Origin of the sequence: Isoptericola sp. BMS4 (genome assembly GCF_011634835.1) — a bacterium.
GTDB lineage: Bacteria > Actinomycetota > Actinomycetes > Actinomycetales > Cellulomonadaceae > Isoptericola.
Genome location: NZ_SIRP01000001.1, coordinates 246,387 through 269,707 on the forward strand (window position 1 = coordinate 246,387; position 23,321 = coordinate 269,707).

The window sequence follows — 23,321 nt, forward strand, 5'->3', positions numbered from 1 at the left end:
TGGTCGCAGGATAGGCGGAGGCGTCGCCGGATGCGGGCAGCCCACGGCGCGTGCCCGGGGAACGGGGCAAAACCCCTGGCGGCCGGGGTGCTGCCATGCTCTGATGCCCCGCATGACCTCACGCATATCGCACACGACGTTCGACGCTCGCGACGCCTACGCGCAGTCCGTGTTCTGGGCCGGCGTGCTCGGCTACACGGACGTGCCGGGCGACCCCAACCTTCCCGGGCACGAGGAGTGCATGATCGTGCCGCCCGCGGGCCACGACGCCCCCGCCCACAGCCACGGGCACGTGCTGTTCATCGAGGTGCCCGAGCCCAAGCAGGTGAAGAACCGCCTGCACCTCGACCTACGGCCCGCCGACCGCACCCGCGACGAGGAGGTCGGGCGGGTGCTCGCGCTCGGCGCGACGCAGGTGGCCGACCGGCGCACGCCCGACGGCCGGGGGTGGGTCGTCCTCGCCGACCCCGAGGGCAACGAGTTCTGCATCCTGCGCAGCGACGCGGAGGTCACGGCCGCCGGCGACGCGTGACCGCTACCCCTCCGTGCCGGGCCCGCCCGCGCGGTCGGCGCCGACGGCGTCGGGCGCGGCACGAGGGCGCGGCGTGGCCGCCCGCGCGGCGAAGGCGGCCGCGACGAGAAGCACGACGACCACGAGCATCGCCTGGCGCAGGCCGGCGTGCTCGCCGAGGAACCCGAGCAGCGGCGGGCCGACCAGGAACGCCAGGTACCCGCTGGTGGCGACGGCGCTGACCCGCTCGGCGCCGCGGTCGGGGTCGTCGCCGGCGGCGGAGATCGCGACCGGGAAGCCGAGCGACGCCCCGAGGCCCCAGAGCACGACCGCGATCCCGGCGACGAGCGGGCTCGACGACAGCACGACGACCCCGATCCCGACGACGGCGCACACCGCGCTGACCGACAGCACGGGCGCGCGCCCGAACCGGGTGACGACGGGCCCGCCGGCGAACCGCCCCACCGTCATCGCGGCGGCGAAGCCCGCGTAGACGAGCGACCCGTCGGTGGCGGACATGCCGTGACCGTCCACCATGAGCAGCGGCAGCCAGTCGTTGGCCGCACCCTCGGCGAACGCCATGGCCAGCACGACGAGCCCGATGAGGAGCAGCCGGGAGTCGCGCCACACGCTGGGGCGCCGGCCCGCGGCGGCCTCCCGGGCCCCGTCGGCGCGGGCCACGCGCCCGGTGCCGGCGGGGACCCCCGGCAGCGCCCAGGCCGCGAGGCCTCCCATGACCGCCGCGGCGCCGAGCAGGTGCCAGACCACCGGGAACGCCACCGCCGTCAGGCCGATGCCCACGAGCGCCCCGATCACGGTGCCGAGACTGAAGCTGCCGTGCAGGATCGGCAGCACCTGCCGCCCGGTCTCGCGCTCCAGGGCCGCGCCCTCGATGTTCAGGGAGATCTCGCCCAGCCCCCCGCCGAGGCCGACGAGCGCCAGCCCGGCGAACGCGCCGACGGCGAGCCCGGCGGCCGCGGCGAGCCCGACGACGGCGACGCCGCCGACCACGAGGAGCGTGCCGACGACGGCGACCGGGCGGGTGCCGTGGCGGCGGACGAGCGACCCCGCGGCGAGCACGCCGGTCATCGAGCCGACGGACAGCCCGAAGAGGATCAGCCCCATCTGAGCCGTCGACGCGTCGAGGGCGTCACGGATCGCGGGCGTGCGGGTGACCCACGACGAGATCCCCAGGCCGACGAGCAGCGTGAGGGCGAACAGCGACAGGCGTCGTCGGCGGACGGTGACGGGCATGGGGTCGACGGTATCCGTTCTCGTATCGTTTCGACGGTTGACCCGTCGACGCCCGGCCCGACCTCCCGTGCGACCGCCAGCGTCGTATACCACGCGTATACTGGTCGGATGAGTGCGACGACGATCAAGGTCGACTCCACGCTCCGGGACCGGCTCAACGCCGAGGCGAGCCGCACGGGCGAACCCGTGGGCTCGTTCGTCGAGCACCTGCTGGAGCTGTGGCTGCGGGAGCAGCGCTTCGCCCAGCTGCGCGAGGCGCTCGCCCAGCATCCACGGGACGCGACGGCGATCGACGAGGACGACGCCTGGGACACGGCTCCCGCTCCGTCCGCCCCGTGACCCTCGTGAGAGGCGCTGTCGCCTGGGCGGCGCTCGACCCGACGCGAGGGCGCGAGCAGAGCGGCCACCGCCCCGTGCTCGTCATCGCGAGCCGCCAGTACCTCGACGTCGTGACCCACCTGGCCGTGATCCTGCCGGTGACGACGACGGACCGGCACTGGCCGAACCACGTCCTGCTCCGCGGCTCGCACGGGCTCGACCGTCCGAGCTGGGCGATGACCGAGCAACCACGGACCCTGGCCCGCGAGCGCCTCGGCCGGGTCGCGGGCGTCGTCGACGACGCGACCCTGCGCGACGTCGACCTGTGGCTACGCGACTTCCTCGCTCTGTAGCCGACGCCGCACCAGCTCCACCACGCGCCCGACGTTCACCGACCAGCCCACGCCGAACACGTGCGGCCCGACGAGGTGCTCGCCCTCCGGGTCCCACAGCCGCTCACGCAGCCGCTCGACGGTCGGCGCCCGGAACTCGTAGGGGACGAACCCGACCGTGCCGTGCCAGGTGCGGTCCTCCGGGTCCTTCTGCAGCTCCTTGGTGACGGCCGCGACCACCAGGCCGAACATCACCAGCCGGAACAGCCTCGCGCCCCCGCCCTTGCGGCAGCGCCGCTCGTCGTCCGGTCCCTTGCCCATCTCGACCTCCGATCGTCCGTCCTCGACCCCATCGTGCACCGAGGCGGCGCGGCCCGCGACGGCCCGGACGGCCGGCGTCAGGAACGACAGTTCAGCCCCTCCCGGAGGGCGGTGAGGTTCTCGCGCATGATGTCCATGTAGTCGGAGCCCTCGGTCCACCCCTCGATGGGGTCGAGCTTGGCGGCGCCGACGCCGAGGTCCTCGGCGAGGGTGGTCGTCACCTTGGGGCTGGTGAGCACCTCGAAGTACAGCGTCTCGACGTCGTTCTGCCGCACGATCGCGCCGACCTCGCGCAGCCGGGCGGGCGACGGCTCCACCTCCGGGTCGAGGCCGGAGATGCCCTCCTGGACCAGGTCGTACCGCTCGGCGAGGTAGCCGAACGCCTCGTGCGAGACGACGAGGGTCGCGCCCGCGCACTGCGCGAGCCCGTCGCGGTAGTCGCCGTCCAGGGCGACAAGCTCGGCCTCCAGGGCGTCTGCGTTCGCGGCGTAGTCGGCGGCATGGTCGGGGTCGGCGGCGGCGAGCTCGTCGGCGACGTCGTGGCCCACGGCCGCGAGCCGCGTCGGGTCGAGCCAGAAGTGCGGGTCGAGCGCACCCGCGTCCAGGGCCGCCGCACCCCCGCCGTTCGGGCCGTGCTCCAACCCGGCGGCGTCGGCCGAGTCGACGACACGCTCGGGCGCCTGCGCCTCGACCGCCTCGTCCGTGGCGGCCTGCATCCCCGACAGGTACACGACGAGGTCCGACTCGCCGACGGCGCGCACCTGCGCGGGCGACAGCTCCAGGTCGTGCGGCTCGGCGGCGGGCGGGGTCAGGCTGCTGACGCTGACGTGCTCGCCGCCGACCTGCTCGGCGACGTACTGCAGCGGGTAGAACGACGCGAGGACGTCGAGGCCGTCGTCGGCCGACGACGCGGTGCACGCGGCGAGCGCCGGCGCGGCGAGCAGCGCGCCGGCGGCGGCGACGCGGGTCCGGCGACGGGTGGGCCGGTGGTTCGGGTGGCTGGGCACGGGTGGCCTCCTGGATGACGGGTCGCTGGGTCGGGGCGGGGAGCACGACGGCCGCGGCACCGGGGTCGCCGGTGCCGCGGCCGTGCGGTGGGCGTCGGTCAGTGCGACGCGGCCTCCTCCTCGGAGTGGTCGTGCTCGTCCTCGGAGTGCTCGTGGCCCTCCTCGGAGTGGTCGTGCCCCTCGTGCTCGTCGGACCCGCCGTGCTCGGCCGAGCCGGCCTCGACGTTCCCCGAGATCCCGCTGATCTCGTTGGGGGCGACGTCGAGCTCGGCGGTGTTCCACACCTCGCCCGACTCGATGTCGACGGCGTGGATGGCCTGGTTCGCGGGGTCGGTCACGTAGGCCGAGCCGTCGAGCGTGAAGATCGCCGGGCGGGGCTCCTGCCACTCCATCGGCTCGGTCCACTCGTCGATCACCGGGATCGACTTCTCCAGCTCTCCGCTCTTCGGGTCGATGACGTGGATCTGCCCGTCGGTGCCGAGCACCAGCGCCTCGCCGTCCTCGCCCCGCGCCAGGGAGCGGAAGGTGTAGCTCGACGGCAGGTCGACGAGCGTCAGCTTGCCGGTGGCGGTGTCGGTGAGCGAGACGCGGGTGGGACGCTCGAGCTCGGCGTCCGGGTCGGACTTGTAGTCGCCGAGGACGACCGTGGACTCCTCGCTGCCGGCCTGGTTGCCGATGCGACCGTAGTCGTCGGGGCTGTCGACCTTGGTGATCGTGCCGCCGGAGTAGATCAGGACGCCGTCCTCGCAGCCGATGAGCACGGCCTCGTCGGCGGCCATCGCCTCGCCGTGCACGCCGGGGCACTCGTCGGAGGCGGCGATCTCCTCGCCGTCGGCGTCGAGCACGCGGATGCCGGTGCGGGCCTCCTCGGTGCCCTCGGAGACGACGAGCGAGCCGTCCGACAGCTCGACCGCGACGCCGTGGTGCGCCTCGGCGGTGGTGTGCTCGCGCGTCTCGCGCTCCGGGTCGGCGACGTCGACCGCGTCGAAGACCGTGACGTGGCCGGTGCCGTCGTCGAAGAGCGCGGTGCGCCCGTCGTGGCGGACGACGTGGCCGGGCTTGGTGGCCTCGAACACGACGTCGGTGAGCTCGGGGTCGGCGGTGTAGTAGTGCGAGTGGTCGCCGTGCGGCTCGGCCCAGGCGCCGCCGTCGAGCAGCTGGAAGCCACCGGTGGTCGAGACGAGCAGGTGGCGGCCGTCGCCGACGGCGTTGAGCCGGTTGAACCCCTCCAGGGCGAAGTCGTCCACGACCTCGAGGCTGCCGGCGTCGAGCACCTGGATGCCGCCGTCGTACGTGACGGCGATGCGAGGCGTGTAGGTGGCGGCCTCAGTAGGCGCGCTCGCCTCTTCCTCGGCAGGGGTGCCGGAGGCGCCGGCGGCGGGCTCCTCGGCGTCGCCGGAGCCGCAGGCCGCGAGGGCCAGCAGCGGGAGGGCCAGTCCGAGGGAAGCCAGGCGCCTCGTGCGCGTGCGATGGGGTGCGGTGTGCGTCATAACCGGAATAGTAATCATTCTCATTCTCGCCTGTCACTTCGCCTCGTGAACCCCGCCCTGGTAGGACATGCCCATGGCCTACTTCCGGCGGACCGGCGCCACCACCTTCGAGCCCACCGACCTGGTCGGCGGCGCCTGGCGCACCGACGAGCAGCACGTGGCCCCCACCCTGGGGCTGCTCGCGCACCTGGTCGAGACCGACCGCGACGCACGGGGGCGCCACGACCTGGCGCTCGTCCGCCTGTCGTTCGATATCTGGGGCACCTACCGGCTGGAGACGATGGAGACCGCCGTCCGCCTGATCCGCCCCGGGCGCGGCGTCGAGCTCGTCGAGGCGGAGGTGAGCTGCGCCGGACGGCGCGCGGTCACGCTGCGCGCCTGGCTCGCCCGGACGGGCGACTCCGCCGCGCTGGAGGGCGGCGCCCCCGAACCCGTCCCGGGGCCGGACGCGACCCCCGCGTGGGACCCCACCACGGTGTGGCCCGGCGCGTTCGTCGAGTCGATCGAGGTGCGCCGCACGGCCGCCGAGCCGGGACGCGGCATGGTGTGGGTCCGCACCCCGCACCCGCTCGTCGCGGACGAGGAGGTCTCCGGCACGGCCCGCGCGGTCGGCCTGCTCGACGTCGCCAACGGCATGTCGGTGCGCGCCGACCCCCGCGACGTCGCCTTCCCGAACCTCGACCTCACCGCCCACCTGCACCGGGCGCCGGCGGGCGAGTGGCTCGGCCTCGACACGACCGTGGCGTTCGGCGCCACCGGCGCCGGCCTGACCAGCGCCGTGCTGCACGACGCGCACGGCTCCTTCGGCGCGAGCCAGCAGTCGCTGGTCGTCCGGGCGCGCGGTTAGCGTCCTGCACGTGGGCCTCGAGGAGCTGATCGCGCGGGTGCACGGCGAGTACGCGCGCGCCGGGATGCCGTCTTGGCCGCCCCCGCGGCCCGACGGCGCCGAGGCCCGCGAGGAGGAGTACTCGCGGGTGAGCGACGTGCACAAGTACCGGGTCGTGCACGCCCGTGCCCGAGCATGGACGACGGCGCTCGCCGACCTGCCCGGCGTCCGGGTCGAGCATCGGGGACCGGTCGACGGCGTCGCGCAGGCCTACAGCGACCTCCCCGGCTCCTTCGACCGCGCCACACACCTGACCTGTGACCGATCCGGCACGCTGCCGCTCGTCCTGCTCGAACGCGATGCCGTGTCGTACGAGCACGGCGACTCGGTCGACCTGCTGCAGATCACCGTCGGGGAGCCACCGTTCCCCGTCGACATGCAGCCCGACTGCGGGTGCGACGCCTGCGACGTCGGCTCCGCCGGCCTGCTCGAAGCCATCGACGACCGCGTCGTCGAGATCGTCGGCGGGCCGTTCGTCACCGTACGCGGCAGACGCTGGTCGGCGACCTGGCACCCCGACGGCGGGGGCATGTCCGGAAGTCCACGAGCTCCCCACGGCTTCACCAGCGTCATGGCGGCCTGCCGGCGGCTCGCGGCCGGCGAGGCGGCCCGGCTCCCCGAGGGGTGCGCGGTGCAGGTCGGCCACGCATGGATCGACCGGTGATATTATCGATCTCCGGTCGACATCGATTGACTTTCAATAGATTTGTGACGACGATCGAGCCATGTCACGGACACAACGGGTCGTCGGCCCGCTCCGCCTGCTGCTCGTCGCGGTCTTCGTCGCGCTCCTCGCCGCCCAGGTCGTGATCCTGCCAGGAGCCTTCGCCCGCATGGCCGCGCAGTCGGCCGACCTCGCCCCGCTGCGCTGGCCGCTGCTGGTGCTGTCCGTGGTGGTGCTCGCGTGCGTGCAGGTCGTCATCGCCTGCACCTGGCAGCTGCTCGCGATGGTGGAGCACGACCGGATCTTCTCCGCCGCGGCGATGCGGTGGGTCAACGGGATCGTCGGGGCCGTGGCCCTGGCCTGGATCGTCGTGCTGGTGGCGTTCGCGCTCCTCGTGGCCGCCGGCGGCCTCTCCGCGACCGCGGTGCTGCTCCTCCTCGCGCTCCTCGCGGGCGCCGCGCTCGGCCTGCTCATGGCGGTGCTGCGCGCCCTGCTGCGCCAGGCGACGACGCTGCGCACCGACCTGGACGGCGTGATCTGATGCCGATCGTCGTCCGGATCGACGTGGAGCTCGCCCGCCGCAAGATGAGCGTCGGTGAGTTCGCCGAGCGCGTCGGCCTCACCCCCGCGAACGTCGCGGTGCTCAAGAACGGGCGCGCCAAGGCCGTACGGTTCTCCACGCTGGAGGCCATGTGCCGGGTGCTGGAGTGCCAGCCCGGCGACCTGCTGGAGTGGGTCGACGACGGCGGCGACGATGAGTGACGCGCACGCCGACGTCCTCGTCGTCGGGGCCGGGCTCGCGGGCCTGCACACCGCGCTGTCGCTGGCCCGGCGCGGGCACGACGTCGTCCTGGCCGACCGGCGCACCCGCCTGGACGTCGCGGTGCGCACCACCGGCATCTTCGTGCGGCGCACGCTCGAGGACTTCGAGCTGCCGGCCGCGCACCTCGGCCCGCCGGTGCGCCGCATGGTGCTCTACCCGCCGTCGCACCGTCGGCCGGTGACCCTCGACAGCGCGCACGACGAGTTCCGCGTCGGCGACATGGCCGCGCTGTACCTGGACCTCGCCGCGCGGGCTGTCGCGGCCGGGGTCCGCCTCGAGCTGGGCACCCGGTACCGGGGGCGCGACGGCGGCGACCACGCGCTCGACGGGCCCCGCGGCCGCCTGCGGGTGCGAGCCCCCTTCGTCGTCGGGGCCGACGGCGCACGCTCCGCCGTCGCGCGCGAGCTCGGCCTCGACGTCAACCGCGAGCTGCTGGTCGGCGCCGAGGAGGTCTTCGCCCTGCCTGGCCGGGACGCCGTCCCGGCGTTCCACTGCGTCGTCGACCCGCGCCTCGCGCCCGGCTACCTCGCCTGGGTGCTCGACGACGGCCACCACGCCCACGTCGGCGTCGCCGGGTACGCGCACCGCTACCCGGACGGGATGCGCGCGGCCCTCCGGCGGTTCGCCGCGACGGCGCCCGGCCTGGACGGGGTCCCGACGCCCGGCGCCGTCGAGCGCCGCGCCGGGCCCATCCCCGTGGGCGGCCTGCTGCGGCGCATCGCGAGCCCTGACGGCCTGCTGGTCGGCGACGCCGCCGGGGCGGTCTCCCCCCTGACGGCGGGCGGCCTCGACCCCTGCCTGCGCCTGTCGGAGCGCGGCGTCGACGTCCTCGACGCCGCGCTCCGTGCCCGGGACCGCCGCCTGCTGGCCCGGTACGACGGCGCCGACCTGCGCGCGAAGTTCCGCGGGCGGCTCGCCCTGCGCCGCAGCCTGTCCCTGGTCCGCACGCCCTCCGTCGCGGCGGCGGGGGTGGCGGCCCTGCGCACCCCGCCCGGCCGCGCCGCGGCCCGGCGCATCCTGTTCGGCCACGGCTCGTTCCCCGACCCCGCGCCGAAACCCTCAGCGGCTCGTGCGGCCACCGTCGCTCAGTAGTGGAAGCGCGCCTGGACGATCGTGACCGTCTCGTCGTCGACGTGGTAGACCAGCCGGTGCTCCTGGGTGATTCGTCGTGACCAGACGCCCGTGCCCTCGTGCCGGAGCGGCTCCGGCTTGCCCGTGCCCTCGGTCAGCATGCGCAGACACTCGTTGATCAGCGCGTTGATCCGTCGGAGAATCGTGCGGTCCGCACCACAAGGACGGCAGCGCGGTCATCATCAGCGAGGACGACTACGAGGCGCTGCAGACGAGCCTCTACCTGCGTTCGACGGCTGCCAACGCCCAGCGGCTCGACGAGTCCCTGGCTCAGCTGCGTGCCGCGCCTTCCGATCGGTTCGTGCGCCGACCCTCAGCGCGCGGTCCGGCCACGGACGGCCAGCACGGCCCCGGCCGCGACGACGCAGACGACGGCGGTCGTGAGCAGCCCGACGGAGAAGCTCGTGCCCGCGGCGACGAACCCGACGACGAGCGACCCGAGCCCGGTGCCGGCGTCGAACCCGATGTTCCACACGGCGCTGGCGGTGCTGTGCGCCCGCTGCGGCACGGCGGCGAACGCGGCCACCAGGGTGAGGTTCTGCAGACTGCCGTAGGCGGTGCCGACCAGCGCCATCCCGAGCACGAGCACGACGGGCCGCGTTCCGCCGTCGGCGACCGCCCACGCGCACAGCACCAGCCCGGCCGCGCACACGGCGAGCAGCGGCGCCATGAACACGCGCGGCCCGTAGCGGTCGGCGAAGGAGCCGATCCCCCAGCGGGAGAGCGCCGTCGTGCCGGTGAAGGCGAGCAGGCCGGCGACGGCGAGCGCCGCACCGGCGAACTGCGGGGCGAAGGTCAGCAGCGCCCCGCCCGGCGTCGTCACTGCCAGCAGCACCAGGGAGGGCATGACCAGGGCGAGCACCACCCGGCCGCGCCCCGGCCCGGCCGTGGCGGAGGCCTCCTCGGTCTCCTCGGCGTCGAGGCGGTCGAGCCGTCGCCCCAGCGCGGCCGCGAACGGCACCGCGAGCGCGGGCAGCGCGCCCAGGGTGAAGGCGACGCGGAAGTCGAGGTCGGCGATCCAGGCGGCGCTCGGCACCAGGACGAGCTGCGGGAACGCGATCGACAGCCCGTACAGTCCGATCGCCCTGCCGTGCCGCGGACCGTCCACCAGCGCGGCGACGGCGCTCGACCCGCAGACGGTGAGGATCGCGAACCCCGTGCCCCGGACGGCGGACAGGGCCAGCAGCCACGGCAGCTGGTCGGTCGTCATGAACAGCAGCGACGGGACGCCGAGCAGCAGCACCCCCGCGATCAGGACCGGGCGCCACCCGATCCGGCGCAGCGCCGTCGGCACGGTCGTCTGGGTGAGGACGGTCGCCAGCATGAGGACGGCGTTGACCAGGCCCGCGCCGCCCTCGTCCGCTCCCCCGCGCACGGCCCACAGCGGCACCGACGGCAGCAGCAGCGCGTACCCGGCGAAGCCCAGCGCGGACATCGCCAGCAGGGGCCGGAACCCCGGCACCGTGGTGATCGGCTCGGGGGACGCGGGGGCGGGGCGGCGCATCCGGTCGAATCTACCGTGCGCGGCGTCGGCGACCCTTCCCCGCGGCGGTCGACGCCTCCGGACGCGGTCGTCCCGGCGTGGGAGCCGTGCGGGAGAACGTGCGTCGACAACGCCCGCGTCGTGGCACGAGAATGGCCGCGCCGCACCATTCACGGTGCGACGCGGCCGGAATTCTCGGACTCAGAGGCCCAGCGCGGCCAGGATGTCCGACAGTGCGCCGGAGACGGCGGCCAGCAGGTCGTTGAGCACGTCAGAAAGCATTGGAATTCCCCCCGTATCGGATGTGGATCATCTCGACTGCACCGCCCCCATTCGGGTGCGGCGATTGCCACCCTAAGATTGCTCGGACGAACGGGCAAGCGCTGGCTGCATGAACGTCTCGTGACAGAAGAATGATCCAAGAATGGCGCCGGTTCGCCATTCCCCGTATCATCCGGCTTCTCATGAAATGGCGGGCCCGGGGGCGCTCGCGCGCACGACCAGCTCGGGCACGTGCGCCACGGGCCCGGTGTCCGCCACCTCTCGCCCGAGGCGCGCGAGCAGCAGCCGCGCCGCGGCACGGCCGATGGCGGCACGCGGCTGGCGCACGGTGGTGAGCGGCACGGCCGAGTAGGCCGCGTAGGGGATGTCGTCGTACCCGACCAGGGCCACGTCGCCCGGCACCCGGACGCCGCCCGACAGGAGCGCGTGCTCGACGCCGAGAGCGTGCATGTCGTTCGTGGCGAACACGGCGTCGGGGCGCTCCCGCGCCGGAGTCGCCACGATCGCGCGGCCCACCGCCTCGCCGAGGCCCAGGCCGAGGTCGGGCGAGCGCACGACCTCGAGCGTGGCGCCCGGAACCGCCGCGACCACCTCCCGGAAGCCCTCCTCGCGCCGGGCTGTCTGCTGGACCCCGCGCGGGCCCGTGGCGACCATGAGGCGCCGCCGCCCGGACGCGAGCAGGTGGTGCGCCGCGGCCCTGCCGCCGGCACGGTGGTCCACGAGGACGCCGTCGAGCCCGTCCTGCCCGCCCCCGTCGTCGACCAGGACCACCGGCGTACCGCGGCCGTCGACCTCCCGCAGCTCCGCCGCCTCGGCGTCGGGCGTCGCCACCAGCACCCCGTCGACGCGCATCTGCTCGAACAGCCCGAGCAGCGTCGTCTGCTTGCGCGCCGACTCGTGCGCGCTGCTCACGACGACGGACAGGCCGGCCTCCTCGAGCGCACCCTCCGCCGCCGCGACGACGTCGGCGAAGTACGGGTTGGCGGCGTTGACCACGCACATGCCGACGACGCCGGAACGCCCCCACCGCAGCTGGCGTGCCGAGAGCCGCGGCACGTAGCCGAGCTCCTCGACCACGGCGCGGATGCGCGACGACGTGGCCGGCGACACCTTGTGCGGCCGGTTGAGGAAGTTCGAGACCGTCCCGGCCGAGACGCCGGCGTCGCGCGCGACGTCATGGATGGAGACCACGGGAAGCACAGTAGCCAGCGCGGCGGGGCCGTGTCCCTGCCGACGGCCCGCGTGCGGGCAGGTCGGCCGGGATCGGTAAGGTTCCGCGGGTGGCTCCCCCCGACGATCCCGGCACCGACGCGACCCCGCCGGCCCGCGCGCCCCGCGTGACGACAGCGGTCCTCGCGGCGGTCGTGCTCCTCGCGGGGCTCGGTGCCCGGGCCGTGCTCCCCGCCGCGGTCGGCGGGCCGGCGGGCGACACCCTGTACGCGACGCTGGCGGTGCTGCTCGTGGCGCTGGTGGTCCGCCGCCCGCTCCCCGCCGCCCTCCTCGGCCTCGTCCTCTGCGCGGCCGTGGAAGCGCTCCAGCTCACCGACCTCCCGGGGCGCGCCGCCGACGCGGTCCCGCAGGCCCGCTACGTGCTCGGCAGCACGTTCCACGCGCCCGACCTCGGCTGGTACGCGCTGGGGGCGGCGGTCGGCTGGGCGGCGCTCGCCCTGGCGGTGCCCGCGCGCCGCCACGAGCGCCACACGCGGTCGGCGCCCCGCCGCGGCCGCCTCGCCCTGCTGCTCGTCCCGGTCGTCGCGCTCGGCGCTGCCGGCGGCGAGCTCGCGGCGTCGATGGGGGCGGAGGCGGACGCGCTCGCGGTCGCCGTCGCCGACGGGGAGGACGCGCTGACCGGCTCCGAGGGCCGCGTCGACGACGAGTCGGTGCGGGACGCGATGGCGGAGTCGCTCGACGACGCCCGGGCGGTGCTCTCCGCCACGCCGGTGCTCGAGCGGCGACCCGGCGCGGCGACCCGGGCGCGCGAGCGCGTGGCGGACGCCGCCGACGCGCTGCTGGACTCCCGCCACCAGTTCGCTCGGAGCCAGGCGAACGCCACACGCGACGCCCTCGCCGAGTTCACCGCCCGGGGCGATACCGTGCTCGCTGCCACGGAGGGCCTCGGCGCACCGCGCGCGCCCCGGGAGGCCCTGCGGTCCGCGCTCGAGAGCGCGGACACCGCCCTGGCCGCCGCGGCGCCCACGCTCCTCGACGCGGCCGAGCTCGCGGAGATCGAGCAGATCACGGCAGAGCTCGCCGACGGTGTCCCCGCCGTCGAGCAGGCGACGACGGCCCTGATGACGGCACAGGACGCCGTAACCTGCCCGGAGGACGACCAGCTCTGGTTCCCGGGGGCCGGGCGGCTGGCCGACGACGAGCTCGCGGCGATCCCGTGGGACCCGGAGTACTCCGTGCGCGCGGACGTGCTGGACGGCCTCGTGGCCCTGGACGAGGCGTACCGGGCGCGGTTCGGCGAGCACCTCACGATCAACTCCGCGTACCGGTCCTACGAGCAGCAGGTCGCGGTGTACAACCCGGCGGACCCGAACCCCCTGGCCGCGCCACCGGGCTGCTCCAACCACGGCCTGGGCACCGCCGTCGACCTGGGCGGCGGCGTGCAGACGTTCGGCAGCGCGCAGTACGAGTGGCTGAAGGCGCACGCCGCGGAGCACGGCTGGACCCACCCGGGGTGGGCCGAGCCGGACGGCCGGCTCCCCGAGGCGTGGCACTGGCAGTCGGTGGAGACGCCCGAGACGTACTGACGGCCAGCGGACGACGGCGGTCCGCCCTGGTGGAACGGCGCGCTGACCCCCGGCGCCCCGGACGGCGGCACGGCAAGGCCGGACGGCGCCAGGTCAGGCGCTGAGGCGGCGGTGACGCTGCAACCGCGCGAAGCCGGCGGCGTCAGGCGCCTGGTCCGGCCGGAGCGCGTGCTCGACGCGGGCCCGCACGGCGTCGACGTCGAGGTGCATGCCGATCGCGACCAGCTCGCTGCGGGTCTCGCGCGCCGGGGCGCTCGTGACGTGCACCGACCGTCCGACGACGTGCACGACATATCCGCGCACACCGCGTCCGGTGGCGACGGCCACGCGCCCCTTGATCCGGTAGACGCCGGCGGGCGGGTCGACGCCGACGTCGACGGTCCGGAAGTGCTCGACGGCGTCCACCACGTCGACCACTCCCCCGGGCCGCACACGCTCGACGCCGCTGAACCTCACGAGGCGCGCGAGGGCGAGCGGCTCGGCCAGCCCGCTCGCCTCGACGACGATTGCGTCGAGGCCGAGGCGCGGGTGGGTGAGCTGCTACAGCGCGTCGTCCAGGCCGCCGGCGTCCGGCAGGCAGCACAGGCAGCCGCCGGAGATCGCGGCGGGCTCGTCGACCTGGCCCGTGACGCGGCCCGCGTCCACGTCGACGTCCCCGAAGTCGTTCACCACCACGCCGACGCGGGCGCCCGGCTGCCGCAGCAGGTGGTTGAGCAGCATCAGAAAACCATCCACTGTGAGGTTTCTGCTACGCTGGCGATGTCGACCGGCGTCGCACTTCTGCGCGCTGGTCGACAGAAGGTACGTCCAGGCAGAGGAGCCGTCATGTCCACACCGTCCGTGCAGCTGTACTCGCTGCGAGACGCGATCGCCGAGGATCTCGACGCCGCCGTCGCCCGCGTGCGCGAGATCGGCTACGAGCACGTCGAGCCCTACGCGTTCGTGGAGCGCGCCACCGACCTCGAGCGCGCGCTCGCCGCGAACGGCCTGAAGGCGCCGTCCGGTCATGCGTCGGTCATCGACGCCGACGACCCGGACGTCGTCTTCGACGCCGCGGCCCGGCTCGGGATCGGGATCGTCATCGACCCGTTCGTGCCGACCGAGCGCTGGCAGACGGCCGACGACGCGAAGCGCAACGCCGACCAGGTCAACCGGCTCACCGAGCGCGCGGCCGCCCACGGCCTGCGCTTCGGCTACCACAACCACCAGTGGGAGTTCGCCAACACCGTCGACGGCCGGCCGGTCTACGAGCTGTTCGTGGAGCAGCTGGCGCCCGAGGCGGTGCTCGAGGTCGACACCTTCTGGGCGACCGTCGGCGGCGCGGACGCCCCCGCCGTGCTGCGCTCGCTCGGCGACCGCGTCGTCGCGATCCACGTCAAGGACGGCAAGGTCTCCGGCGACATCGCCGACGTGCTGCCGTCCAGCGAGAGCGCGCTCGACGTGCCGGCCGCGCTCCAGGCGGCCTACAAGGACCAGGTCCCCGCCGGGCAGGGGGCCGTCGACGTGGCGTCGATCCTGGCCGCCGCGCCGCAGGCGCTCCGCGTGGTCGAGTTCGACTCCTACGCCGGCGACATCTTCGAGGGCATCGCCACCTCCCTCGCCTGGCTGCGGGAGAACGACCGATGAGCCGCGTGGGGATCGGCGTCGTCGGGGCCGGCAACATCTCGACGCAGTACCTGGAGAACCTCACCAAGTTCGCCGACGTCGAGGTCCGCATGGTTGCCGACCTCGTCCCCGAGCGCGCCCGCGCCCAGGCCGAGGCGTTCGGCGTGGCGGCGCACGGCAGCGCCGAGGAGCTCTTCGCGCGCGACGACGTCGAGATCGTCGTCAACCTCACGACGCCCGCCGTGCACACCGAGGTCGGCCACCAGGCCGTCGCCGCCGGCAAGCACGTCTGGAGCGAGAAGCCCGTCGCGACCGACCACGCGTCGGCCGCCGCGCTCCTCGCCGCGGCCGAGGCGAAGGGGCTGCGCGTCGCCTGCGCCCCGGACACGGTGCTCGGCGCCGGCATCCAGACGGCGCTGCGCGCCATCGCGCGCGGCGACATCGGCGAGCCGCTCACCGCGACGACGATGTTCCACGTGCCCGGGCCGGAGGCCTGGCACCCGGACCCCGACTTCCTGTACGCCGTCGGCGCGGGCCCCCTGTTCGACATGGGCCCGTACTACGTCACGACGCTCGTGCACGCGCTCGGGTCGGCCACCCGCGTGCAGGCGGTCTCGTCGAGGTCCGTGGCCCGGCGGACGATCGGGTCCGGCCCACGCGCCGGCGAGACGTTCCCCGTCGAGGTACCGACCCACCACGCCGCGCTCATCGACTTCGAGGGCGGACGGTCGGCGCAGTCGACGTTCTCCTTCCAGCACGCGCTGCCGCGGATGGGCTTCGTCGAGGTGAACGGCACCGAGGGCACCATCTGCCTGCCCGACCCGAACACGTTCGACGGCGACTCGACGCTGTGGCGCTACGGGCAGGACGAGCCGACCACGATCGCCGCCACGGGCTCGACCTGGGGCCGCGGCACCGGCGTCGTGGAGCTCGCCCGCGCGATCCGCGAGGGCCGGCCGGAACGGGCCTCGGGCGCCGTCGCGCTGCACGTGCTCGACGTGCTCCTCGCGATCCGCGACTCGGCCGACTCCCGGACGGCCGGGGTGATCGGCTCCGGCGTCGACCCGGTCCCGCCGCTGCCGGTGGACTTCGACCCGGCGGCCGCGACCTTCTGACGGCCGCCGAGGGGCTCGGGTCGGTCACGGCCCGGGCCCCTCGCGCGTTCCCGCGGGTCAGCCGTCGACCGGGCCGTCCTCCCCACCGCGGGCCCGGGGCGCGACGAGGCGCTCGAGCAGCCGCAGCACCCGCTCGCCGTCGACCGCCTCCGGGTCGAGCAGCCACTGCACCTGCAGCCCGTCTGACAGGGCGATCGCGAGCGACGCGAGGTCGGTGGGGTCGACGTCGGGATCGACCCGGCCGCCGGCCTGGTCGGCGCGGACCTGGTCCGCGATCTCGCCACGCACGCGGGTGAACCGGTCGCGCACGAACTCCCGCGTGATCGGGTGGCCCTCCTGCACCGCGTCGCCGGCGAGCGTGGTGTAGAGCTGCACGAGCCCCGGGACCTCGCGATTGCGCACCGCGCTGTCGCGCATGTCCCCCACCGCCGACGACCGGGTCTCCCCGGAGACGCCCCGACGCACCTCGTGCTCCCGGTAGACCGCCACGAGCAGGGCGTCGCGCGACGGGAAGTAGTGCCGCAGCGTCGCGTGCGAGATGCCCAGGGCGTCCGCGATCGAGCGCAGCGACGACGCGTCGACGCCCTGCTCCGCGACCATCCGGAGCACCTGGTCGAGGATCTGCGCGCGGCGCGCCGCCCCCTTGGCATAGCCGCGGTGGGGCGCCGTCTCCTCGGGTTCGTGCACGGGCCCAACCTACCCACCCCGGGAGCGCCGTCCGGACCTCGGCCTTGTGAACGCTCACAGGGACGGGCATCATGGGGGCGCACCACGCGAATGAATCCATTCATTCGACGAATGCCCCGGTGGCGACGATGTCGCCGGGGCCCGCTCGAGGACGAGACGACGAGGTGACCATGCGAGAACGAACGGCTCGACAGCTCCGACCACCCACGGTAAGCGCTTCCCTCCCTTCCTTCGGTCCCGGACGTGCGCGGCGCGCCCTGGCCGCCGGCGCAGCGAGCGCCGCCCTGGTGGTCCCCCTCCTGCCCCTCGGGGCCACGACGGCGGCCGCCGCGGTGGACGCGCCGACGTCCGTGCGCGTGGCACGCGCCGTCGACGGCGCGCTGTCGATGCGCTGGAACGAGGTCGAGGGCGCCACCGGGTACGTGCTCAGCCGCAGCGACGCGGTCGACGGCGAGTACACCGAGGTGGCGCGCACCGACGAGCGGACCGTCTACGCCACCGACGGCGACGTCGACACCACCGCCGTGCACTACTACCGCGTCCAGGCGATCGGTGCGGACGGCGCGCTCTCCACGGCGTCCGCACCCACGGTGAGGGCGCTCGTCGGCGACGGCGTCCCCGCGCCCGAGCTGCCCGACGGCGGGGCGCTGCGCCTCGACCTCGGCGGCGGTGCCGTGGCGGGCGGGTACCGGGCGCTCGACGCCTCCACCGCCTACACCGCCCAGAACCGGCTCGGGTTCGTGGACCCGGGCGCCGTCACCACGACGGACCGGGGCGGCGACGACGCGCTGCGCGGCGACCTCGTCACCGTCGGCGACACCGAGCTCGTGATCGACCTGCCGAACGGCGACTACACCGTGGACCTCGTGGCCGGCGACCCGGAGGCCGCCACCGACGTCGCGATCACCGCCGAGCGGATGGCGAAGGTCCAGGCCACCCAGAAGCCGGCGGGCGAGTTCCTCGAGATGACGTTCGACATCGCCCTCGTCGACGGCCAGCTCAACCTCGAGTTCGCCGGCGACGCCGCGAACCTCGCCGGGCTGACGATCACGCCGCAGTCGCCGCGCGAGGCGGCCGACACGCCGACGGCGTACATCGCCGGCGACTCGACCGTCCAGACGTACGACCCCTACTGGGCCCCGCAGGCCGGCTGGGGCCAGATGCTCGAGCGGTTCGTCTCCGACGACGTCACCGTGGACAACCACGCCATCGGCGGCCGCTCCTCGAAGAACTTCATCAGCCAGGGCCGCCTCGACACCGTGCTGCGCGAGATCCGTCCGGGCGACTACCTGTACGTGCAGTTCGGGCACAACGACGCCAGCTACGGCGTCGACGACCGGTTCGCGGCCCCCGCCGACTACCGCAACTACCTGCGCACGTTCGTCGAGGGCGCCCGGCAGCGCGGCGCCACCCCGATCCTCGTGACACCCGTGTCGCGGCGCAGCTACGACGAGGACGGCCGGGCGAACGTCTCCTTCCCGGAGTACGTGCGGGAGGCGAGCGAGCTCGCCGCCGAGACCGGGACGCCGCTGGTGGACCTCTCCGCCTCGAGCCGGGCGTACCTCACCGAGATCGGCCCGGAAGAGGCCAAGAGCGTCTTCCTGCACGTGCCCGCCGGCGTCTACCCGAACAGGCCCGACGGCACCACGGACGACACGCACTTCCAGGAGTACGGCGCCATCCAGATGGCGCGGCTGGTGGCGCTCGACACGGCGGAGCTGGACCTCCCCCTCGCCGACGAGATCGTCGACGCCGAGCCGCCCGCCGAGGTCCCGGCCGCACCCGCGGGGGTCGTGGCCGGGGAGGTCTCGGCCTCCGGCGCCACCCTCACGTGGACCGGGTCCGAGGGCGCGGACATCTACCGCGTGCTCGCGCGGACCACCGGCGCCGGCGACGACGCCTGGGAGCTGGTGACCACGTCCACGATCGGCGTGGCGGGCCTGACCGGGCTGGCGGAGGGCACGTCGTACGACGTGCGCGTCGTCGCGGTCAACGGCGCCGGCGAGTCGGAACCGTCGGCCACGGTGACGTTCGAGACCAAGGCGCCGATCCACAAGTTCGACCTGCAGCTCGCGTCGAACGGCGTCACGAAGGACGGCTACACCCCGTTCGAGGACACCACGCTGTACACCGAGGAGCTCGGCTACGGCTTCACCTCGGACGCCGGCCCGGGCGGCCGCGACCGTGGCACCGGCGACGGGAAGCTCGACGACCTGCAGCGCGACTTCCTCCTGCCCGGCGAGGACACCCCGATGCGCGTCGACGTGCCGAACGGCACCTACGCCGTCGAGGTGATCTGGGGCGACCTCATCGGCACCGCCCGGCTGGGCGTGACGGTCGAGGGGACCGACTACGGCTCCTCGAACGCCGGCCGCGGGGGCACGTCGAGCAAGGTGATCCAGCCGGTCGTCGTCACCGACGGCACGATCGACATCGTCGCCGAGGGCTGGTTCAACGGCCTGGAGATCACTCCCCTGCTGTACGCGCCGACCGACCTCGCCGCGGGCGACGTGACGGTCGACGGCAGCGCCGTCGAGGTCCCGCTGTCGTGGACCGCGGCGCAGGACGTCGCGGGCTACCGCGTGTACCGGCAGGCCGCGGGCGCCGCGGAGCCGACCTCGCTCGGCGACGTCGACGCCTCCGCGACCTCGTTCGTCGACACGACGGCGGACGTCGGCCTCGAGTACACGTACACGGTCGTCGCCCTGGACGACGCGGGCAACGAGTCGGTGCCGTCCGACGCGGTCGAGCTGACCACCGTGGACCCGGACGTGCCGACCGCGGCGACGCCGTCGGGCCTGGCCGTGGGCGACGTCGAGAAGAACGCGGTGTCGCTGGGCTGGGAGCCGGTCGACGGCGCGCTGTTCTACCACGTGTACCGCGAGGACAGGTCGGGCGACCTGGTGCTGCTCGACCGCGCCGCCGGCCCCGAGTACGTCGACACGGACGTGCTCACGACGGTCGGGTACACGTACGCGGTCGCCTCGGTGAACGCGGGCGGCGTCTCCGCGCTGTCGGGCACCGTCACCTCCGACGCGGCGACGAACCTGTCGCGGCAGGCCGAGCGGACCGGCCGGCAGCCGGTGGCGGCGCGGTCGTCCGACGGCGTCTACGTCGGCTGGCGCATGCTCGGCGACGACCCGGACGACGTCGCCTTCCACGTCTACCGGGACGGCGAGCGGGTCACGGACGAGCCGCTGACCGGCTCGACGAACTACGTCGACGCCGGCGGCACCGCCGACGCGACGTACCGGGTGGCCACCGTCGCCGACGGCATCGAGCACTGGGCCACTGAGTCGTTCGGCGTGTGGGACGGCCAGACGCTCGACATCCCGCTCGACAAGCCCGAGGACGCGTACACCAAGGACGGCCAGCCGTACTCCTACACCGCGAACGACGCCTCCGTGGCCGACCTCGACGGCGACGGCGAGTACGAGTACGTCGTCAAGTGGTACCCGACCAACGCGCAGGACAACTCCAAGGCGGGGTACACCGGGAACACGTACCTGGACGCCTACGAGCTGGACGGCACCCGCCTGTGGCGCATCGACCTGGGCGTCAACATCCGCTCCGGCGCGCACTACACGCAGTTCCAGGTGTTCGACTACGACGGCGACGGGAAGGCCGAGGTGGCGACGAAGACCGCCGACGGCACCACCGACGGCGTCGGGACGGTCATCGGGGACGCGCGGGCCGACTTCCGGCAGTCGAACGGCTACGTGCTCTCCGGCCCGGAGTACCTCACGGTGTTCGACGCGGAGACCGGCGCCGCGCTCGACACGATCGACTACGTGCCCGCCCGCGGGGACGTCGGGTCGTGGGGCGACACCTACGGCAACCGCGTGGACCGGTTCCTCGCCGGGACCGCGTACCTGGACGGTGAGCACCCGTCGATGATCTTCAGCCGCGGCTACTACACGCGGATCGTCATCGCCGCCTTCGACTTCGACGGCGAGGAGATCCAGCAGCGCTGGGTCTTCGACACCGACGAGGCCGGGGACGAGTACCGCGGCCAGGGTGACCACTCGCTCGCGATCGCGGACGTGGACGCCGACCAGAAGGACGAGATCGTCTTCGGCTCGGAGACGATCGACGACGACGGCACGGTGCTCTACAACACCGGGCTCGGGCACGGCGACGCCCAGCACGTGTCCGACTTCGACCCGTCGCGTCCCGGTCTGGAGGTCTACTCGGCCCACGAGGACATGGGCCGCTCCGGCAACGTCGGGTCGACCTTCCGCGCCGCCGAGACCGGCGAGGTCCTGTGGTCCACGCCGGCCGAGGTCGACACCGGTCGCGCGGCCATGGGCGACATCGACCCGCGGTACGAGGGTGCCGAGGGCTGGGTCATCGGCGGCGACGCCTCCTGGGACTCGCCCGTCGGCATGCTGATGTCGGCCTCCGGCGAGCAGATCGCCGAGGACATCCCGGCGGCGAACTTCACGACGTTCTGGGACGGCGACCTGCTCACCGAGATCGGCGACCACGACTGGGACGGGGACGCCGGCGTCGGCGTGCCGACCATCGCCAAGTGGGACTGGGAGAACTCGACCGAGGTCGAGCTCTACCGGGCCGAGGGCACCTTCTCGAACAACTACACCAAGGGCACCCCGTCGCTGCAGGCGGACCTCTTCGGTGACTGGCGCGAGGAGCTCGTCACCCGCACCGAGGACTCGACCGCGCTGCGGATCGCGACCACGGTGATCCCGACCGAGCACCGCCTGCGGACGCTCATGTCGGACTCCCAGTACCGCCTGGCCGTGGCCTGGCAGAACACCGGCTACAACCAGCCCCCGCACACGTCGTACTTCATCGGCGAGGGCATGGAGACGCCGGACGCACCGCGCCTGGCGTACACCACCGACGCGGCGGACCCGGAGCGGGTGCCCGGCCCGGCGACGGACGCGCCGGACCGCCCCCGCGTGCGGGTGAGCCTTCGTGACCGTGCCCAGCTCCTGCACGGTAGCGGTGAGGCGACCTTCCGCGTCACCGTGCCCCGGGGCCAGAACGGCCACACCCTCACCGTCCTCCAGGACGGCGAGGTCGTGGCCGAGCAGGACCTGGTGGACGCGACGCCCCGGCGGCAGCACGCCGAGGTGACCGTCGAGGGCATCGAGCCCGGCCGCCACACGTTCGTCGCGGTCCTGACGAACCAGCACGGGTCGACCGAGAGCCGCGACCTGCGGCTCTTGGCCCGCGACCGGGGCTGAGCCCGCAGCACCACGAGCCGGCCGTCTCCCCCACGGGAGGTGGCCGGCTCGTGGCGTGCGGACCCGCTACGGCGTCTCGACGACGGTGGTCGGGTCGACGGGCGGCGGCGTGAGGCCGGCCTCGGCGATCGCCGCGACGGCCCCGGCGTCGACCGGGAATCCCCACGCCCTGTAGAACGCGGACAGGTCGTATCCCGCCGTGCGGGAGGTGAGGACGACCATGTTCCGCAGCCGCAGGTCCGGCGGGTCCGTCCAGTCCCCGGCGTCGGGCCGCTCCTCGCGGGTGAGCCGGTGCAGGTCGGCCCAGAACCCGTCGCCGAACGTCATGCGGAGCTGCTCGAACATGACCAGCTTCTCGTAGGCGTCGAACGTGTCGAAGAAGTCGACGCCGGCGGAGCCGAGCTTCGGCACCGCGCTCTCCCACGGCGTCAGGCCGGTGCCGGAGTCCGGGTCGTGCAGCCGCAGCGACTGCCCGTACCGCTCGTGGAACGCCCGGTTGACCGCGAGCGAGTAGATGTTGACGTTGACCTCGGTGAGGCTGGACGGCTTGTAGTTGATCTGGTGATGCTGGTGCCCGAGCTCGTGGTAGATCCCCCAGCCCCGCATCCGCAGGCCCTCGACGGTGAGCAGGCGGTCCTGGATCGGTACCGGGAACGACATGTGCCCGTGCGTGGCGTACGCCCCCACGCCGTCGATGGCGCCCGGGAACCCGACGAAGTGGTAGGGGTGCACCAGCCGGTCGTGCACGGGCGCGGAGCCGTCCATGCCGGACACGACGACGTCCTCGATGTCGACGACGTCCTCGAGCGTCGATATCAGCGCCCCGTGGTCCTCGTCCCGGAACCTCAGGATCGAGTCCCGCTCGACCGTGACCAGCGAGTGCGGGCCGACCAGCTCGGCGTACGGTGTCGGGCGCGCATCGAGCTGCGCCTGGAACTGCGGCTCCGTGGTCTTCCCGAGCACGAAGTACGGCATCGGCTCGGCGCTCGCCCCGAGGCTCAGGCGGACGGCGCCCGCGTCGCCGACGACCTTGGCGTACACGACGCCGCCGGCGGGGTCGTTGACAGTGACCGTGCCCTGCTCGAGGGGGTACTCGCGGGGCGTGCGGTACTCGGTGTCCGGGTGCGAGTCCGGCGCGCCGACCACGATCTTCGCGTCGGGCGCCGTCAGCTCCGTGACCCGCACGTCGAGGTCGACGCCGGGCGGCAGGTAGTAGCCGGTGGTGCGCAGGTCGGACGCAGACAGCGCGCTGAACGTCCGCTCGATCTCGGTGGTCCGCGCCGAGATCTTCGCCGCGAACCGGAGCGAGCGCGGCTGGGAGGCCGGCGCCGCGAACGCGGACGCGCCCCCGAGGCCTGCCAGCGCGAGCCCGGCGGCGCCGACGGCGCCGGCCTTGAGGACGGTGCGCCGGCTCGTGGTGTGGTGCTCGACTCTCATCTTCCGCTC

General features: G+C 74.1%; 22 protein-coding genes and 1 pseudogene. 12 read left to right on the plus strand and 11 right to left on the minus strand.

What is annotated here, in order from left to right:
* The first annotated feature begins 112 nt into the window (after positions 1-112).
* Positions 113-532 carry a VOC family protein gene (locus EYB28_RS01145; RefSeq protein ID WP_166844151.1) on the plus strand — a complete coding sequence of 140 codons (420 nt, stop codon included), beginning with the start codon at positions 113-115 and terminating at the stop codon, positions 530-532.
* 3 nt (positions 533-535) lie between these two features.
* On the opposite strand, the gene EYB28_RS01150 is transcribed toward EYB28_RS01145, so the two are convergent.
* Positions 536-1,765 (minus strand): MFS transporter, encoded by a 1,230-nt coding sequence (locus tag EYB28_RS01150; protein WP_166844153.1) that lies wholly within the window; start codon positions 1,763-1,765, stop codon positions 536-538.
* A 108-nt stretch (positions 1,766-1,873) separates the two neighbouring features.
* On the opposite strand from EYB28_RS01150, the gene EYB28_RS01155 reads away from it, so the two are divergent.
* Both EYB28_RS01155 and EYB28_RS01160 read left to right on the plus strand, forming a co-directional pair.
* Positions 1,874-2,104, plus strand: a complete 231-nt coding sequence (locus EYB28_RS01155; RefSeq protein WP_166844155.1) for a toxin-antitoxin system protein — start codon at positions 1,874-1,876, stop codon at positions 2,102-2,104.
* Positions 2,101-2,436: a type II toxin-antitoxin system PemK/MazF family toxin gene (locus EYB28_RS01160; protein WP_166844157.1), complete on the plus strand. Its 336-nt coding sequence runs from the start codon at positions 2,101-2,103 to the stop codon at positions 2,434-2,436. The genes EYB28_RS01155 and EYB28_RS01160 overlap by 4 nt, the downstream gene beginning before the upstream one ends.
* Here the strand turns inward: EYB28_RS01160 and EYB28_RS01165 are convergent.
* From EYB28_RS01165 to aztD, 3 genes are all read right to left on the minus strand, one after another.
* Positions 2,413-2,736: a DUF5808 domain-containing protein gene (locus tag EYB28_RS01165; RefSeq protein ID WP_205710809.1), complete on the minus strand. Its 324-nt coding sequence runs from the start codon at positions 2,734-2,736 to the stop codon at positions 2,413-2,415. The two genes, EYB28_RS01160 and EYB28_RS01165, sit on opposite strands and share 24 nt — an antisense overlap.
* Before the next feature lie 77 nt (positions 2,737-2,813).
* Entirely contained in the window at positions 2,814-3,743 is a 930-nt protein-coding gene (locus EYB28_RS01170; RefSeq protein WP_166844158.1) for a metal ABC transporter substrate-binding protein, read from the minus strand.
* 98 nt (positions 3,744-3,841) lie between these two features.
* Positions 3,842-5,233, minus strand: a complete 1,392-nt coding sequence (aztD, locus tag EYB28_RS01175) for a zinc metallochaperone AztD (RefSeq protein WP_166844160.1) — start codon at positions 5,231-5,233, stop codon at positions 3,842-3,844.
* A gap of 73 nt (positions 5,234-5,306) precedes the next feature.
* Between aztD and EYB28_RS01180 the strand changes: the two genes are divergently transcribed.
* The 5 genes from EYB28_RS01180 (at position 5,307) to EYB28_RS01200 (ending at position 8,698) form a co-directional block, all read left to right on the plus strand.
* Positions 5,307-6,080 carry a thioesterase family protein gene (locus EYB28_RS01180; protein ID WP_166844163.1) on the plus strand — a complete coding sequence of 258 codons (774 nt, stop codon included), beginning with the start codon at positions 5,307-5,309 and terminating at the stop codon, positions 6,078-6,080.
* 10 nt (positions 6,081-6,090) lie between these two features.
* Positions 6,091-6,783, plus strand: coding sequence for a DUF6226 family protein (locus tag EYB28_RS01185; RefSeq protein WP_166844166.1), 693 nt, complete (start codon positions 6,091-6,093; stop codon positions 6,781-6,783).
* A gap of 61 nt (positions 6,784-6,844) precedes the next feature.
* Positions 6,845-7,324, plus strand: a complete 480-nt coding sequence (locus EYB28_RS01190; protein WP_166844168.1) for a DUF2975 domain-containing protein — start codon at positions 6,845-6,847, stop codon at positions 7,322-7,324.
* Complete coding sequence (locus EYB28_RS01195) at positions 7,324-7,545, plus strand: helix-turn-helix transcriptional regulator (protein ID WP_166844170.1); 222 nt, start codon at positions 7,324-7,326, stop codon at positions 7,543-7,545. Before EYB28_RS01190 ends, EYB28_RS01195 begins: the two co-directional genes overlap by 1 nt.
* On the plus strand, positions 7,538-8,698 hold the full coding sequence (locus EYB28_RS01200) for an NAD(P)/FAD-dependent oxidoreductase (RefSeq protein WP_166844172.1): 1,161 nt from the start codon (positions 7,538-7,540) through the stop codon (positions 8,696-8,698). Before EYB28_RS01195 ends, EYB28_RS01200 begins: the two co-directional genes overlap by 8 nt.
* Here the strand turns inward: EYB28_RS01200 and EYB28_RS01205 are convergent.
* The 3 genes and pseudogenes from EYB28_RS01205 to EYB28_RS01215 form a co-directional block, all read right to left on the minus strand.
* A pseudogene (locus EYB28_RS01205) lies at positions 8,692-8,892 on the minus strand (Txe/YoeB family addiction module toxin); the annotation flags it as partial. The gene EYB28_RS01200 and the pseudogene EYB28_RS01205 overlap by 7 nt on opposite strands.
* A 158-nt stretch (positions 8,893-9,050) precedes the next feature.
* On the minus strand, positions 9,051-10,241 hold the full coding sequence (locus EYB28_RS01210; protein WP_166844174.1) for an MFS transporter: 1,191 nt from the start codon (positions 10,239-10,241) through the stop codon (positions 9,051-9,053).
* 441 nt (positions 10,242-10,682) lie between these two features.
* Complete coding sequence (locus EYB28_RS01215) at positions 10,683-11,693, minus strand: LacI family DNA-binding transcriptional regulator (protein ID WP_240930327.1); 1,011 nt, start codon at positions 11,691-11,693, stop codon at positions 10,683-10,685.
* 89 nt (positions 11,694-11,782) lie between these two features.
* Between EYB28_RS01215 and EYB28_RS01220 the strand changes: the two genes are divergently transcribed.
* On the plus strand, positions 11,783-13,258 hold the full coding sequence (locus EYB28_RS01220) for a DUF2809 domain-containing protein (RefSeq protein ID WP_166844178.1): 1,476 nt from the start codon (positions 11,783-11,785) through the stop codon (positions 13,256-13,258).
* Positions 13,259-13,351: 93 nt separating this feature from the next.
* Here the strand turns inward: EYB28_RS01220 and EYB28_RS20225 are convergent, their stop codons facing one another.
* Together EYB28_RS20225 and EYB28_RS20230 are read right to left on the minus strand one after the other, a co-directional pair.
* On the minus strand, positions 13,352-13,666 hold the full coding sequence (locus tag EYB28_RS20225; RefSeq protein WP_240930328.1) for a GTP-binding protein: 315 nt from the start codon (positions 13,664-13,666) through the stop codon (positions 13,352-13,354).
* Positions 13,667-13,798: 132 nt separating this feature from the next.
* Positions 13,799-13,978: a GTP-binding protein gene (locus EYB28_RS20230; protein WP_240930329.1), complete on the minus strand. Its 180-nt coding sequence runs from the start codon at positions 13,976-13,978 to the stop codon at positions 13,799-13,801.
* A gap of 105 nt (positions 13,979-14,083) precedes the next feature.
* Here EYB28_RS20230 and EYB28_RS01230 point away from each other — a divergent pair, with 105 nt between their 5' ends.
* Together EYB28_RS01230 and EYB28_RS01235 are read left to right on the plus strand one after the other, a co-directional pair.
* Positions 14,084-14,884 (plus strand): sugar phosphate isomerase/epimerase, encoded by an 801-nt coding sequence (locus tag EYB28_RS01230; protein WP_166844180.1) that lies wholly within the window; start codon positions 14,084-14,086, stop codon positions 14,882-14,884.
* The gene (locus EYB28_RS01235) at positions 14,881-15,978 is read left to right on the plus strand and encodes a Gfo/Idh/MocA family protein (RefSeq protein WP_166844182.1); all 1,098 of its coding nucleotides are present in this window, start codon (positions 14,881-14,883) and stop codon (positions 15,976-15,978) included. Before EYB28_RS01230 ends, EYB28_RS01235 begins: the two co-directional genes overlap by 4 nt.
* 57 nt (positions 15,979-16,035) lie before the next feature.
* Here the strand turns inward: EYB28_RS01235 and EYB28_RS01240 are convergent, their stop codons facing one another.
* Positions 16,036-16,665, minus strand: a complete 630-nt coding sequence (locus EYB28_RS01240; RefSeq protein WP_240930330.1) for a TetR/AcrR family transcriptional regulator — start codon at positions 16,663-16,665, stop codon at positions 16,036-16,038.
* A gap of 287 nt (positions 16,666-16,952) precedes the next feature.
* Here EYB28_RS01240 and EYB28_RS01245 point away from each other — a divergent pair, with 287 nt between their 5' ends.
* Positions 16,953-21,875: a fibronectin type III domain-containing protein gene (locus EYB28_RS01245; RefSeq protein WP_240930331.1), complete on the plus strand. Its 4,923-nt coding sequence runs from the start codon at positions 16,953-16,955 to the stop codon at positions 21,873-21,875.
* Positions 21,876-21,941: 66 nt separating this feature from the next.
* Here the strand turns inward: EYB28_RS01245 and EYB28_RS01250 are convergent, their stop codons facing one another.
* Positions 21,942-23,312, minus strand: a complete 1,371-nt coding sequence (locus tag EYB28_RS01250) for a M60 family metallopeptidase (RefSeq protein ID WP_166844184.1) — start codon at positions 23,310-23,312, stop codon at positions 21,942-21,944.
* Between the last annotated feature and the right edge of the window lie 9 nt (positions 23,313-23,321).

Excerpts from the sequence above, each read along its gene's own strand:
- EYB28_RS01145 (WP_166844151.1), top strand. The coding sequence starts at position 113 with ATGACCTCACGCATATCGCACACGACGTTCGACGCTCGCGACGCCTAC.
- EYB28_RS01150 (WP_166844153.1), bottom strand. The coding sequence starts at position 1,765 with ATGCCCGTCACCGTCCGCCGACGACGCCTGTCGCTGTTCGCCCTCACG.
- EYB28_RS01155 (WP_166844155.1), top strand. The coding sequence starts at position 1,874 with ATGAGTGCGACGACGATCAAGGTCGACTCCACGCTCCGGGACCGGCTC.
- EYB28_RS01165 (WP_205710809.1), bottom strand. The coding sequence starts at position 2,736 with ATGGGCAAGGGACCGGACGACGAGCGGCGCTGCCGCAAGGGCGGGGGC.
- aztD (WP_166844160.1), bottom strand. The coding sequence starts at position 5,233 with ATGACGCACACCGCACCCCATCGCACGCGCACGAGGCGCCTGGCTTCC.
- EYB28_RS01180 (WP_166844163.1), top strand. The coding sequence starts at position 5,307 with ATGGCCTACTTCCGGCGGACCGGCGCCACCACCTTCGAGCCCACCGAC.
- EYB28_RS01190 (WP_166844168.1), top strand. The coding sequence starts at position 6,845 with ATGTCACGGACACAACGGGTCGTCGGCCCGCTCCGCCTGCTGCTCGTC.
- EYB28_RS01195 (WP_166844170.1), top strand. The coding sequence starts at position 7,324 with ATGCCGATCGTCGTCCGGATCGACGTGGAGCTCGCCCGCCGCAAGATG.
- EYB28_RS01200 (WP_166844172.1), top strand. The coding sequence starts at position 7,538 with ATGAGTGACGCGCACGCCGACGTCCTCGTCGTCGGGGCCGGGCTCGCG.
- EYB28_RS01210 (WP_166844174.1), bottom strand. The coding sequence starts at position 10,241 with ATGCGCCGCCCCGCCCCCGCGTCCCCCGAGCCGATCACCACGGTGCCG.
- EYB28_RS20230 (WP_240930329.1), bottom strand. The coding sequence starts at position 13,978 with ATGCTGCTCAACCACCTGCTGCGGCAGCCGGGCGCCCGCGTCGGCGTG.
- EYB28_RS01230 (WP_166844180.1), top strand. The coding sequence starts at position 14,084 with ATGTCCACACCGTCCGTGCAGCTGTACTCGCTGCGAGACGCGATCGCC.
- EYB28_RS01235 (WP_166844182.1), top strand. The coding sequence starts at position 14,881 with ATGAGCCGCGTGGGGATCGGCGTCGTCGGGGCCGGCAACATCTCGACG.
- EYB28_RS01250 (WP_166844184.1), bottom strand. The coding sequence starts at position 23,312 with ATGAGAGTCGAGCACCACACCACGAGCCGGCGCACCGTCCTCAAGGCC.